We start from the raw sequence: 13,076 nt of genomic DNA on the forward strand, positions 1-13,076 counted from the left end.
ACCTGCGCTCCTCGCTTCGAGGCAGCCCGAGCGGTGGTCAGTGTCGGCGAAGATAGACCCGGCTCTCCTCGCATCGAGGCAGCCCGAGCGGTGGTCAGTGTCGGCGAAGATAGGCCCGGCGCCACTCGATGCCCATTAGCCGGCCGCAAAACCCGTCATGCAACAGGAGCCACGCTTGGACGCGACCGCGCCGCCCAATCTGCACGCCCGACTCAAGCCGCGGCTGTTGCTGCGCCCACGCAACGAGGCTCTCTACGCCCGCGCGCTCAGCGAGGGGCTGACCGAGCTGCAGGCCCGGGTGCTGGCCGGTCGCCTGACTGACTACGAGGGTGAGTTGGCACCGCTGACTCAGCCCAGCCTGCGCTATCTCGAACATCCGGAGCGCCTGGCCGACGGTCGTCGCGCCGCCGAGCGCATCGCTACCGCCGTGGCCGAAGGCGAGCACATCGGCATCCTCACCGACTACGACGTCGACGGCATCACCTCCCACGTGGTCATTCGGCGTACCCTGGTGGAACTCTTCGGCGTGCCGGAGTCACGCCTGCACAGTCTGATCGGCCATCGTATCCACGACGGCTACGGCATCAGCCTGCCGCTGGTGGAGCGCACGCTCGGGCTCTCGCCGCGGCCGACGCTGGTGATCACCGCCGACTGCGGCAGCTCCGACGAGCCGCGCATCGCCCGGCTCAAGGCGGAAGGCATCGACGTGGTGGTGAGCGACCATCACGCCCTGCCGGTGGAAGGGCCGCCGCCCTCGGCTCATGCCGTGGTCAACCCGACCCGCGACGACTGCCAGTACCCCGACCGCACCATTGCCGGCTGCATGGTGGCCTGGCTGGTGATGTCGCTGACGCGCAGCGTGCTGGTGGAGTGGGGCGTGATCCCCGAGGCCACGCCCAAACTCTCCGCCTGGCTCTCCTACGTGGCGCTGGGCACCGTGGCCGACTGCGTGTCGCTGGGCGCGAGCCCGGCCAATCGCGCCGTGGTCAGCCATGGCCTGACGCTGATCAACCGCATGGAGGCCGCCTGCTGGCGTGCCATGGCCGCCCGCCTGGGCGAGGACAGCGTGCCGTTCTCCGCCGAGACGCTGGCCTTCCAGATGGGGCCGCGCATCAATGCCCGCTCACGTCTCGACGATCCCTACGCGGCGCTGCACTTCATGCTGGCAGGAGACGATGCCACGGCGATACGCCACCTGCAGACGCTGGACGACGACAATCAGTCGCGCAAGACGATCGAGGCGGAAATGGTCGAAGAGGCCCGCGCCCTGGCCCTGCCTCAGCTCGAGGCCGACCGGCCGGCGCTGATCGTCCACCTCGAAAGCGGCCATCCCGGGGTGCAGGGCATCGTCGCCTCGCGCCTGGTGCAGGCCTTCGGCCGGCCGGCGCTGGTGCTCACGCCGGCGGCGGCGCCTGGCATGCTCACCGGCTCGGGGCGCTCCATCGAGGCGCTGCACCTGCGCAATGCGCTGCAGCGCGCCCATGAACTGGCCCCCGAGGCGCTGCCGCGCTTCGGCGGGCATCGCGGCGCGGCCGGGGTCGGCGTGCCGGTGGAGCAGTTGGAAACGTTCCGCTTGGCCCTGCTGCAAGCCGTGAGCGAGCAGTTGGGAGAGGCCGAGCTGTTCCCTCATGTACTCACCGACGGGGCACTTGCCCCCGACCAGCTGCGACTGACCACCCTGCTCGAACTCGAGGCGCTGGGTCCCTACGGGCGCGAATTCGATGCGCCGCTGTTCGAAGGCGAGTTCCTGATCGAGTCGATACGCGCCGTGGGCGCCGAGGGCAACCACCTCTCGATGCACCTCTCATCGGGCGCGACGAGCCTCAAGGCGATCTGGTTTCGCGCCCTCACGCCGGGAGAACTGCCCGCCTTCGGCCTGGGCGATTGGTTGCGCTGCGCCTATCGGCTCAATCGCAATCGCTGGCGGGGCCAGGAGTCGCTGCAGCTGATGATCGAGTATGCCGAGCCGCTCCACCATCCCAAGGAATCGTGAATGGATCCGCAAGATCTTCCCACCGATCCCCATCGCCCCTACGAGGACGTGATGGCGATGCTGGTGGGCACGCTGTTCGTCGCCCTCGGCGTCAGCTTCTATACCCAGGCGCTGCTGCTCACCGGCAGTACCGCCGGCATGGCCTTCTTGATGCAGTACGCCACCGGCTGGCGCTTCGGGGTGTGGTTCTTCCTCATCAACCTACCGTTCTACTACTTGGCGGTGAAGCGCATGGGTTGGTCGTTCACCCTGCGCACCTTCGTCGCCATCGCCCTGGTGTCGCTGTTCTCCGAGCTCACCGGCAAGTGGGTCGTTTTCGACAGCCTCGATCCACTCTACGCCTCGCTGATGGGCGGCAGCCTGATCGGCATCGGCATGCTGGTGCTGTTCCGCCACCGCACCAGCCTCGGTGGCATCAACATCCTGGCGCTCTATCTCCAGGCCCGCTACGGCCTGCGCGCCGGCTACGTGCAGCTCGGCATCGACGGGCTGATCATGCTCGCCGCCTTCCTGGTGCTGCCGGCCGACAGGGTAGCGCTCTCGGTGCTCGGTGCGGTGGCGCTGAACCTGATCATTGCCCTGAATCACAAGCCCGGTCGCTATATGGGCGTGAGCTAAAAAGAGGCTTCGCTCGCCGATTTTTCGGTGGGTATCGCTCTTGTCAGTAATTCGGCCAGACGCCCGGCGTAGCCAACTCGATGAGGTGCCCGTCGGGATCGCGGAAGTAGAGACTCTCGCCACCGCGGGGCCAGTGGGTGCGCCCTTCGATGGCCACGCCATGGTCATCCAACTGGCGCTCCCAGGCGGCTAGCTCCTCGGTGGCGATGGCGAAGGCGACATGCACCCGCCCCTTGCCGTCATGGGGCGGGATGGTGCCCATCTCGTTGGGCAGCACCACGGTTTGCAGCGTCTCGCCCTGCAGGAACAGCAGTAGCACCGAGCCGGCACCGGCATCGTAAGCGGTGAATCGATGGTCGGCGTTGAAGGGCACAAGGCCCATCACGCCTTCGAAGAAGACCCGCGCCCGGTCCATGTCGTCGACGTAGAGCGCGGTCTCCAGTACGCCGTTGAGCTTGGGCATGGCCATCACTCCCTCTGGCATATGCTTTCAGCTTAGCAGGTGCTGTCGACCGTCCGGCTTAGCGGCGCCACCAGAACCACCACACGATAAGAGCGATCAGCGCCAGGCCGGCGAGGTTGACGATCCAGCTCATGGCAGCATCTCCTCTGTTCGTGCCGGTGCTGCCTGACGCCCGGAGCGGATATCGCCACGGGTCTTGAGCAGCCGCAGCCGGTTGGCATTGCTGACTACCGTGATCGAGGAGAGCGACATGGCCGCCCCGGCGATCATGGGTGAGAGCAGCATGCCGGTGAAGGGGTAGAGCACCCCGGCAGCGATGGGAATGCACACCACGTTGTAGCCGAAGGCGCCCACCAAGTTCTGCTTGATGTTGCGCAGGGTCATGCGGCTGATCTCGATGGCATCGGCGATGCCATGCAAGGAGCTGCGCATCAACGTGATGCCGGCGCTCTCGATAGCCACGTCGGTGCCCTGGCCGATGGCGAAGCCGACATTGGCCCGGGCCAGCGCCGGGGCGTCGTTGATGCCGTCGCCGACCATGCCGACCACCTCGCCGGCCTGCTGCAGACGCTCGATCTCGGCGTGCTTGTCCTCGGGTAACAGCCCGGCGCGGAAGTCGTCGATGCCCACTTCGCGGGCGATGGCCGCCGCAGTGTGCTGGTTGTCGCCGGTGAGCATCACCACCCTGAGGCCGTCGGCCTGCAGCCGCTTGACCGCCTCCACGGTATCGGCCCGCAGCGGGTCGCTGATGCCGAACAGTGCGGCAAGCCTGCCCGCCACGGCGAGATAGACCACAGTGCGTGCCATGCGCTCCAGTTCGCCGGCAAACTCATTGCCAGCGGAGAGGTCGATACCGGCCTCGCGTAGCAGCCGGGCATTGCCCAGCAGCAGCGCTTCTCCATCGGGCCCGGTAGCCTTGACCCCGCCACCGGTGACGCTGTCGAAGGCGCTGATGTCGGCGGCCTCGGCGCCGGCCTGCTCGGCGTGCTTCAGCAGGGCGGCTGCCAGGGGGTGCTCGGAGCCGCGCTCCAGCGCCGCCACCAGTCCCAACAGCGTCGCCTCATCGTCAGAGCCCCTTGCGCCGGGGAAAAAGTGCGCCTCGGTAACGCGCGGCTTGCCCTCGGTCAGGGTCCCGGTCTTGTCCACCACCAGGGTGGTGAGGCGACTGGCCGTCTGCAGCGCCTGGCCGTTTCTCACCAGTACGCCATGCTCGGCGGCCTTGCCCACGCCGATCATGGTCGAGATAGGCGTGGCCAGGCCCAACGCACAGGGACAGGCGATGATCAGCACCGTGGTGGCGGTGACCAGCATGTGGATCAGCCGCGGCTCGGCGCCGAAGTTGAACCAGGCCAGCGCCGTGAGTACGGCGATGATCATCACCGCAGGCACGAAAATGCTCGATACCTTGTCGGCCAGCTCGCCGATGGGCGGACGCGAGTTCTGGGCCAGGGCCACCTGTTCGGTGATCTGACCCAGGCGCGTGTCGCTCCCCACGCGGGTGGCGCGATAGACCAGGCCGCCGCGACCGTTCACCGTGCCGGCGCTGACCTCGTCGCCTTCGCCCTTGGCCACCGGTAGTGGCTCGCCGGTGAGCATCGACTCGTCGATATGACTGCTACCACTGCTCACCACGCCATCCACCGGCAAGCGTTCGCCGGGGCGCACGCGAATGTGGTCGCCTTCGCGTACCGCTTCGATGGGCAGCTCGCGCTCGTCGTTGCCGCGGATGACCCGCGCCGTACGGCTCTGCAGGTCGAGCAGGCGCTTGAGCGCCTCGCTGGTGCGCCCGCGGGCGCGCAGCTCCAGGGCGTTGCCCAGCAGCACCAGGCCGATGATCATCGCCGAGGCTTCGAAGTAGATGCCGTGGGCCACCGCCGGCAGCCAAGGGGCGAAGGCCACCACCGCCATGGAGTAGAGCCAGGCGGTGCCGGTCCCCATGGCGATCAGGGTGTCCATGTTGGCCTGATGGTGCTTGAAGTTCTTCCAGGCGTTGACGAAGAAGTGACGGCCCGGGCCCACCAGCACGGCCAGGGTCAGCAGGCCGATCGCCAGCCAGTAGAGCCGTCCCATGCCCATCGGGTGAGGATGGTAGACGAACATGCTGGCCATCAGCGGCACCGCCAGTGCCAGCGACCAGAAGCTTCCGCGCAGGCGGCGCCGATAGGTCTCGGCATCCTTGGCGGTACGCGCCTCTTCGGCTTGGCGCAGGTCGAGAATGGGCTCGGCGTCGTAGCCCGCGGCCTGCACGGCCTTCACCAGTGCCTCGGCATCGATACGACCGTGCACCTGGGCCACGCGGGTGCCGAAGTTCACCGATGCCGTGGCCACGCCCGGGGTGCGCTCCAGCGCCTGCTGCACGCTCTTCACGCAGCTGGCGCAGGTCATGCCCGAGATCGCCAGACGGTAGGTCGTGCCGCCTTCGCGGCGGGGGGCGTTGACGCTATCGGCCAGCGGCGTGGCAGGCTCGGCTACCGGCCGTTCGTTGGCAGCCGCGCCAGCATCGCTGGCAGACCCGGCCTGGGGCGGGTAACCGGCCTGGGCCAGCGCGTCGTCGAGTCGTTCGGCATCCAGGGTGGAATTCACCACCAGACGCTTCTCGGCGGGAAAGCCGGTGACCTCGGCCTCGGGGTCGAGAGCCTGGATCGCCTCGCGCATGCGCTTCACGCAGTTCTGGCAGTTCATGCCCGGTACGCTGCGCTCGAGATGGAACTGACTCATGTTCATCGTTCCTCGCCGACTCGGGAGCAATGGGAGTGCGTCGCCTCGGGAAAGCTTTCGATCAGGCGGCACAGGCTGTGGCCGTCGGGGGTGCCGTCGGGCATCTCGGCCCAGGCGTCGAGTGCCTGCTCCATGCGCGAGGCCAGCGCTTCCAGCTCGCGGATGCGGGCACGGATCTGCGGCAGCCGGCTGGCCAGCAGGTCGCGCACCATGGGGCAGGGCGAGTCGCCCTGATCGGCATGGGCCAGGATGTCGCCGATCTCGGCTACGCTGAAGCCCAGTGTGCGGGCACGCTGGATGAAGCGCAGCCGTTCGAGATCGGCCTGGGTGAACAGCTGGTAGCCGTTGTCGGGGTCACGCCGCGGATGCAGCAGGCCTTCCCGGGTGTAGTGACGCACCGTCTCGGCGGTGACCTCGGCCCGCCGGGCCAGCTCGCTGACTTTCATGATGGATCTCCTGGGAGATAGGGATCATGTCAGCAGTGTAAAACCTTTGGGTTACACAAAGGTCAAGCGTGCACGCAGCGCCTCGAGAGGTGGGCTTGCTGCAACGCACAAAGGAAAAGTTCAATGGTTTACGCTAAAACTCAACTAAAGTATTACGCCATATGGCATTAAAACGAACGTTTGGCCTTGAATCGAACGGATGTTTGGCGAAAACTGGCTTGGTAGGGCACCGCTCCGCTGAGGACGGAACAATAACCAGCGCCAGCTCGTATCTGGAAGAGGACGTCGAGACATGCAGAACAAGTTCAACAGGATTACTTGGGCCGTGGCCATCGCCGCTGCCGCCTTCGCCAGCCAGGCCAACGCCGGCGGTTACCAGATCAACGAGCAAAGCGTCAGCGGCCAGGGCTATGGCCATGCCGGACGGAGCTCCAACGTCAATGATGCCACCATCGTCTTTGGCAACCCGGCGGGCATGTCGTTCCTCGACCGTGCCCAGCTCACCGCCGGTGGTACCTACCTGAACGTTAACAGCCGCATTCGCAACGCCGAGGCGACTCGGGATTTTGGCGCTGGTCCAGTGCCCATTGAGGGAACGTCGGAAGGCGATATGGTGCCTGGCACCCTGATTCCCTTCGCCTTCTACGCCCATCCGGTGAATGAGCAGCTGGCCTTCGGCTTCGGTGTCTATGCGCCGTTCGGTTCCAAGACCGAGTATGAGGACAGTTTCGTTGGGCGCAACCTGGGCAACTACACTGAGCTGCGCGTCATTAGCGCCCAGCCCACCGTCTCCTACCGCTTCAACGACCAGTGGTCTATCGGTGCGGGTATCACCTATAACCGTGTAGATGGGGAACTGCGTCGGCAGGTGGCCAACCCCTTTAGCCCAAACAATACCGACGCGGACATAGATGCCCGCATTGAAGGTGATGATGATGCTTGGGGCTACAACCTGGGCGTGATCTTCCAGCCGGTGCCGGAAACCACCTTTGGCCTGACGTATCGCTCCAAGGTGAGCTACACCCTGACGGGTGATTATCGTGCGACGGATCCCTCTGGGCTTGTTGATACATTTGCTCCCGAGCGTTTGAATCGGGATGCGCAATTGGATCTGACCACTCCGGAGACGATTAACTTCTCTATTACCCAGCAGATGAGCGACCGCCTGAAACTGATGGCGGGTGCCTCCTGGGTCCGCTGGAGTCGCTTCGATGAAATCCGTGTGATCGATCCCAACGATGCGGATGGCCCCCCCATTACGTTCGAGCAACAGGATTACTCGAACGCCTGGGCCTATGCCGTGGGTGGCGAGTACCAGCTTAATCCGCAGCTGGCGCTTCGCGCCGGTGTGACGCTGGATTTCACCCCCACCAGCGACCAGTACCGCAGCGCACGGATTCCTTCGGACGATCGCCGCATTTTCTCCATTGGCGCCGGCTGGACGCCGACGGACAATCTGACGCTGGATTTCGCCTACTCCTATTTGACGGAGCGGAGCACCCGGGTTGACCAAGAAAGAGGTGATTCAGTCTTCGTTCCCGGCGTTGGGCTAGTAGAAGGCGTAACTTCTACTTATTCCGCCGACTACAAAAACGAGGCCCACGGCTTCGGCGCTCAGCTGACCTATCGCTTCTAAGTCAAACGCTTGATGTAGGCCAAGTGTTCGTTCAAGGCCTGGCAGTTGATTGCCGGGCCTTGTTCGTAGGAGCTGGGAGGTGCCAGCAGTCCGGTCTGGCACTGGTCCGCCGGCCGGCGAGGATGCGCCCCTGCGCCGAGTTCGCTACAATAAGCGCCTTTTCCGCGCCGTCCGCCCAGGGTTCGTATCCTTCGGCGGCGTCGTTATTCCCTAGCGAATCAGGCGAGCGAGCCCCATGCTGGAAACCAACCCCATTCACAACCTCATTAAGGACCTGGCCGAACGGACAGACGTCCTGAGGGGGTATCTTTGACTATGCCGAACGCAAGGATCGGCTAGAGGAAGTCTCCCGCGAGCTGGAAGACCCGAACGTCTGGAACGACCCCGAGTACGCCCAGAAGCTGGGCAAGGAGCGCGCCGCGCTGGAGCTGGTGGTCGAGACCATCGACGAGCTGGACCAGGGGCTGGCGGACAGCCGCGACCTGCTCGAGCTGGCCGAGATGGAGGAGGACGAGGACACCGTCGCCGAAGTTCGCAAGGAGCTCGACGGCCTGCAGGCGAGCCTAGAGAAACTCGAGTTCCGACGCATGTTCTCCGGTGAGATGGACGCCAACAACGCCTACCTCGACATCCAGGCCGGCTCCGGTGGCACCGAAGCCCAGGATTGGGCCAACATGCTGCTGCGCATGTACCTGCGCTGGTGCGAGCACCACGGCTTCAAGGCCGAGATCACCGAGCTTTCCGCCGGTGAGGTGGCGGGTATCAAGTCGGCCACGATTCACGTGCAGGGCGACCACGCCTTCGGCTGGCTGCGTACCGAGACCGGCGTGCACCGTCTGGTGCGCAAGAGCCCGTTCGACTCCGGTGGCCGTCGCCACACTTCGTTCGCCTCGGTGTTCCTGTCGCCGGAGATCGACGACAGCTTCGAGGTCGACATCAACCCGGCGGATCTGCGCGTCGACACTTACCGCTCCAGCGGCGCCGGCGGTCAGCACGTCAACACCACCGATTCCGCGGTGCGTATCACCCACGAGCCCACCGGCATCGTGGTGGCCTGTCAGAGCCAGCGCAGCCAGCACGCCAACCGCGACTTCGCCATGAAGCAGCTCAAGGCGAGGCTGTGGGAACACGAGATGGAGAAGCGTAATGCCGCCAAGCAGGAGGCGGAAGACTCCAAGGCCGATATCGGTTGGGGCAGCCAGATCCGCTCCTACGTGCTCGACGACCAGCGCATCAAGGACCTGCGGACCGGTGTGCAGACCAGCAACTGCGACCGGGTGCTGGATGGCGATCTGGACGCCTTCATCGAAGCCAGCTTGAAGCAAGGCTTGTAAGCGGCACTAGCGTTTGCCGATACGGTAGAGCCCCTCGATTCGAGGCGTGAAATAACGCGCCTCTCTGGTCGAGGGGCGTCTTGTCTCGGTATCTTTCGAACGGATGAATCCAACAGGTAGCAACATGGCCAACCAGAGCTCCTCCCCGGAAAGCCCCCAGACCGACGAGAACCGTCTGATCGCCGAGCGTCGGGCCAAGCTGGCGGCACGCCGCGAGCGCGCCGCCGCCACCGGTGGCAGCGCCTTCCCCAACGACTTCCGCCGCGACAGCCTGGCGGCCGAGCTGATCGATGAGCTGGGCGAGAAGGACAAGGCCGAGCTGGAGGCGCTCGGCCGTCCGGCTGCGGTGGCCGGGCGCATCATGCGCAAGCGCGGCCCCTTCCTGGTGATCCAGGACCCCAGCGCCACGATTCAGCTCTACGTCGACAAGCAGGGCCTGCCGGAAGAGGTGCTCGAGGACATCAAGGGCTGGGACATCGGCGACATCGTCGCGGCCCGCGGCCCGGTGCACAAGTCGGGCAAGGGCGACCTCTACGTGATGATGGAAGAGGCCAAGCTGCTGACCAAGAGCCTGCGCCCGCTGCCGGACAAGTTCCACGGCCTGACCGACATGGAGGCGCGCTACCGCCAGCGCTACGTCGATCTGATCATGAATCCCGACTCGCGCAAGGTGTTCGAGACCCGTGCCGGGGTGATCAGCGCCATGCGTCGCTTCTTCGAGGAGCGCGGCTTCATGGAGGTGGAAACCCCCATGCTGCAGCCGATTCCCGGTGGTGCCACCGCGCGGCCCTTCATCACCCACCACAATGCGCTGGACATCGACATGTACCTGCGCATCGCACCCGAGCTCTACCTCAAGCGCCTGGTGGTGGGCGGCTTCGAGAAGGTCTTCGAGATCAACCGCAACTTCCGCAACGAAGGCCTCTCGACCCGCCACAACCCCGAGTTCACCATGGTCGAGTTCTACCAGGCCCATGCCAACCATCATGACCTGATGGATCTCACCGAAGAGATGCTGCGCACCATCGCGCTCAAGGTGCTGGGCACCACCACGGTGGTCAACACCGTGCGCAACGCCGAGGGGGAAGTGCTCGAGACCTTCGAGTACGACTTCGGCAAGCCGCTCAAGCGCATCAGCGTGTTCGACTCGATTCTCGAGTACAACCCGGACATTCACGCCGAGGCGCTGGCCGACGAGGCCGCCGCGCGGCAGATCGCCGAGCGGCTGGACATCGACGTCAAGGACGGCTGGGGCCTGGGCAAGATCCAGATCGAGATCTTCGAGAAGACCGTCGAGCATCGTCTCAAGGACCCGACCTTCATCACCGACTACCCCACCGAGGTGAGTCCGCTGGCGCGACGCAACGACAGCAACCCGTTCGTCACCGAGCGCTTCGAGTTCTTCGTCGGCGGGCGCGAGATCGCCAACGGCTTCTCGGAGCTCAACGACGCCGAGGACCAGGCCGAGCGCTTCCGCGCCCAGGCCGCGGAGAAGGAGGCCGGCGACCTCGAGGCGATGTACTACGACGCCGACTACGTGCGCGCGCTGGAGTACGGCATGCCGCCCACTGCCGGTGAGGGCATCGGCATCGACCGCCTGGTGATGCTGTTCACCGACAGCGCCTCGATCCGGGATGTATTGCTGTTCCCGGCCATGCGTCCTGAAGGGGAATGAAGGGGCTGCGCTTCGGCCAGGCGTTGTTGCTAGGGAATGAGGCGAACACCTGAGCGCCTAGCCTGGCCTTTGCTCGCCTCCTTCCGCTGGGAGCGGTGGCTGAGCAAGGGGCGCCGGGGGGAGGCCGGAGAGGAGGTCTTTTGCCAGGGATGGCAAAAGTAGCGCCCAGGGATGGGTTCACAGCGCCTCCTCGAAGGCCTGCCCCCCGGTAAAGCCCCGGACTTCTCTGTGTCGACCCGGCGGAAGTATTGGTAAGCGGCGGCGCTAGCGCCCATAATGATCACCGTTTCGACGTCGAGGAGACCGCGATGAAACTGCTCAACCGCTCCGCCCTGAGCGTCAGGCCGACCCGGCACTTCGTGGACTGGATCAATGCGCTGGAACCCACCATGGGGGAGGATGACCTCACCCTTGAGGACGTCGAACGTGAAAGCACGGTCTATCTGATTCCCGAGATGGACACCCCGGAGGCCCTGGAGGCCTTCGTGCGGGAGCGCTATCTCGAGATCCTCGAGACCGAACTACGCGCCTGGGAAGAGGATGAGCGGCAGTGGCCCGAGGCCCTGGACTGGGCGCTGTTCCAGCGCTTCCTGCAAGTCGAGCACAGCTATCTCGCCATCGATTTGGACGACGAAACGGCGCTGGAAATCTCCGAGGTCGACGATTCCCTACTGTTGGAAACCGACCAGGATTAACCGCCTTTTCTGAAGCATCACGAGAAACCGGCTGCGGCCGGTTTTCTCGTTACGAACTCCGCAGTGATGGAAACCGAATGAGCCGACTCTTTTCGACCCGGCCCGGCGACGATGGCCTGCCGGGTCCCGAGCGACGCCTGGCAGTGCTGGCGCTGATCCTCGGCACGCTGATGGCGGTGGTCGACGTCACCATGGTCAACATCGCGCTGCCGTCGATAGCGCGCGATCTACAGATTTCCGATGCCCGCGCGGTGTGGGTCACCAACCTCTACCAGATCGTCTGCGCCGCCTTCCTGCTGGTATGCGCCTCCTTCAGCGAGATGATCAGCCGCCGGCGCCTCTACGTGGCCGGGCTGTTCCTGTTCGTGTTCGCCTCGCTGGGCGCGGCGCTATCGCGCAGCCTGGAGTGGCTGCTGCTGTTTCGTGCCCTGCAGGGTCTGGGGGCGGCTGCCACGCTCTCCATCGGGCCGTCGCTCTACCGTTCTATCTTTCCCACCCGGCTGCTGGGCAGCGCGCTGGGGCTCTCGGCACTGGTGGTAGCGGGTGGCTATGCCGCCGGCCCGGCGCTCGGCGGGCTGATTCTCTCGGTGGCCAACTGGCCCTGGCTGTTCGCCCTCCACCTGCCCCTGGGGCTCATCTCGCTATGGCTGGCCTGGCGCGCGCTGCCGCGTGAGAAGGGGCGTCGCGGCGGCTTCGACGGGCGAGGGGCTCTGGGCTCGGTGATCATGCTGGGCAGCTTCTTCCTGGCCATGGACACCCTGGCCCACGGTGCGCCGCTGTGGCAAGCGCTGGCCTGGCTGGCCGTGAGCGTGGTGGTGGGCTGGCTGTTCCTGCGCCGCCAGCGCCGGGCCAGTCATCCGCTGCTGCCCCCGCAGCTGTTCCGCGTGGCACGCTTCCGCCTGGCGGTTTCCGCCTCGGGCCTGGCCTTCGTCGGCCAGGGGCTGGCCTTCGTCGCACTGTCGTTCCTCTATCAGCAGGAGATGGGCTTCTCGCCGCTGCACACCGCCTGGCTGTTCACACCTTGGCCGCTGGCCATCATGCTGGTAGGGCCGCTGGCCGGCCGCCTGGCCGACCGCGTCAATCCCAGCCTCATGGCCAGCACCGGGCTGGTGCTGCTAATGCTGGGGCTGGCCTCGCTGGCGCTGCTGCCCGAGGATGCCGGGTTGCTCGACAGCCTGTGGCGAACGGCGCTGTGCGGCATCGGTTTCGGCCTGTTCCAGCCGCCCAACAACCGCGAGATGATGACCAGCGCGCCGCGCGAGCTCAGCACCAGTGCCTCGGGAGTGCTCAGCACCACGCGCACCGTGGGGCAGTCTCTCGGCGTGGCCCTGGTAGGCGCCTTCATGGCCGCCAGCGCGCCGGTGCAGATCACGCTATGGGTCGGCTGTCTGGCCTGTCTGCTGGCGCTCGGTGCCAGCCTGGCACGGATGCCGCTTGCCGGTCAGGCGCTGTCGCAGGTGAAGTCGCCGGACAAGCGAGTACAATGACCCCATGTTTC

At 65.6% G+C, this 13,076-nt stretch carries 10 protein-coding genes; 7 read left to right on the forward strand and 3 right to left on the reverse strand.

The genetic code is table 11. The features are described 5' to 3' along the window. Window positions 1-157 precede the first annotated feature (157 nt). Window positions 158-1,993 carry a single-stranded-DNA-specific exonuclease RecJ gene (locus tag HOP59_RS00235; RefSeq protein WP_234252359.1) on the forward strand — a complete coding sequence of 612 codons (1,836 nt, stop codon included), beginning with the start codon at window positions 158-160 and terminating at the stop codon, window positions 1,991-1,993. After that, window positions 1,994-2,611 carry a YitT family protein gene (locus HOP59_RS00240; protein WP_010630206.1) on the forward strand — a complete coding sequence of 206 codons (618 nt, stop codon included), beginning with the start codon at window positions 1,994-1,996 and terminating at the stop codon, window positions 2,609-2,611. It abuts the gene before it with no gap. Window positions 2,612-2,654: 43 nt separating this feature from the next. Here HOP59_RS00240 and HOP59_RS00245 read toward each other — a convergent pair whose 3' ends face one another. The 3 genes from HOP59_RS00245 to HOP59_RS00255 all read right to left on the reverse strand — a co-directional run bounded on the left by HOP59_RS00245 (window position 2,655) and on the right by HOP59_RS00255 (window position 6,238). After that, window positions 2,655-3,074 (reverse strand): VOC family protein, encoded by a 420-nt coding sequence (locus HOP59_RS00245; RefSeq protein WP_010630205.1) that lies wholly within the window; start codon window positions 3,072-3,074, stop codon window positions 2,655-2,657. A gap of 129 nt (window positions 3,075-3,203) precedes the next feature. Then, window positions 3,204-5,792, reverse strand: coding sequence for a heavy metal translocating P-type ATPase (locus HOP59_RS00250; RefSeq protein ID WP_234252360.1), 2,589 nt, complete (start codon window positions 5,790-5,792; stop codon window positions 3,204-3,206). Between the two features lie 2 nt (window positions 5,793-5,794). Next, window positions 5,795-6,238 carry a MerR family transcriptional regulator gene (locus HOP59_RS00255; RefSeq protein WP_234252361.1) on the reverse strand — a complete coding sequence of 148 codons (444 nt, stop codon included), beginning with the start codon at window positions 6,236-6,238 and terminating at the stop codon, window positions 5,795-5,797. Between the two features lie 292 nt (window positions 6,239-6,530). Here HOP59_RS00255 and HOP59_RS00260 point away from each other — a divergent pair, with 292 nt between their 5' ends. The 5 genes from HOP59_RS00260 (at window position 6,531) to HOP59_RS00280 (ending at window position 13,065) form a co-directional block, all read left to right on the forward strand. Further along, window positions 6,531-7,874 carry an OmpP1/FadL family transporter gene (locus tag HOP59_RS00260; RefSeq protein WP_234252362.1) on the forward strand — a complete coding sequence of 448 codons (1,344 nt, stop codon included), beginning with the start codon at window positions 6,531-6,533 and terminating at the stop codon, window positions 7,872-7,874. Between the two features lie 235 nt (window positions 7,875-8,109). Continuing rightward, a protein-coding gene (gene prfB / locus HOP59_RS00265; protein ID WP_141638690.1) for a peptide chain release factor 2 occupies window positions 8,110-9,208 on the forward strand; the annotation gives its coding sequence in 2 pieces (ribosomal slippage) (window positions 8,110-8,184 and window positions 8,186-9,208; 1,098 coding nt in all). Window positions 9,209-9,332: 124 nt separating this feature from the next. Continuing rightward, the gene (lysS, locus tag HOP59_RS00270; protein WP_234252363.1) at window positions 9,333-10,883 is read left to right on the forward strand and encodes a lysine--tRNA ligase; all 1,551 of its coding nucleotides are present in this window, start codon (window positions 9,333-9,335) and stop codon (window positions 10,881-10,883) included. A 308-nt stretch (window positions 10,884-11,191) separates the two neighbouring features. Beyond that, a complete protein-coding gene (locus tag HOP59_RS00275; protein WP_010630199.1) occupies window positions 11,192-11,578 on the forward strand; it encodes a hypothetical protein in 387 nt (128 codons plus the stop codon). A 77-nt stretch (window positions 11,579-11,655) separates the two neighbouring features. Continuing rightward, a complete protein-coding gene (locus tag HOP59_RS00280; RefSeq protein ID WP_234252364.1) occupies window positions 11,656-13,065 on the forward strand; it encodes an MFS transporter in 1,410 nt (469 codons plus the stop codon). Window positions 13,066-13,076 lie beyond the last annotated feature (11 nt).

Source organism: Billgrantia aerodenitrificans (assembly GCF_021404405.1).
Lineage (GTDB): Bacteria > Pseudomonadota > Gammaproteobacteria > Pseudomonadales > Halomonadaceae > Halomonas > Halomonas aerodenitrificans.

Bases quoted from the DNA above. Each gene is read 5' to 3' on its own strand.
- HOP59_RS00235 (WP_234252359.1), top strand. From the start codon at position 158: ATGCAACAGGAGCCACGCTTGGACGCGACCGCGCCGCCCAATCTGCAC.
- HOP59_RS00240 (WP_010630206.1), top strand. From the start codon at position 1,994: ATGGATCCGCAAGATCTTCCCACCGATCCCCATCGCCCCTACGAGGAC.
- HOP59_RS00245 (WP_010630205.1), bottom strand. From the start codon at position 3,074: ATGCCCAAGCTCAACGGCGTACTGGAGACCGCGCTCTACGTCGACGAC.
- HOP59_RS00250 (WP_234252360.1), bottom strand. From the start codon at position 5,792: ATGAGTCAGTTCCATCTCGAGCGCAGCGTACCGGGCATGAACTGCCAG.
- HOP59_RS00255 (WP_234252361.1), bottom strand. From the start codon at position 6,238: ATGAAAGTCAGCGAGCTGGCCCGGCGGGCCGAGGTCACCGCCGAGACG.
- HOP59_RS00260 (WP_234252362.1), top strand. From the start codon at position 6,531: ATGCAGAACAAGTTCAACAGGATTACTTGGGCCGTGGCCATCGCCGCT.
- lysS (WP_234252363.1), top strand. From the start codon at position 9,333: ATGGCCAACCAGAGCTCCTCCCCGGAAAGCCCCCAGACCGACGAGAAC.
- HOP59_RS00275 (WP_010630199.1), top strand. From the start codon at position 11,192: ATGAAACTGCTCAACCGCTCCGCCCTGAGCGTCAGGCCGACCCGGCAC.
- HOP59_RS00280 (WP_234252364.1), top strand. From the start codon at position 11,656: ATGAGCCGACTCTTTTCGACCCGGCCCGGCGACGATGGCCTGCCGGGT.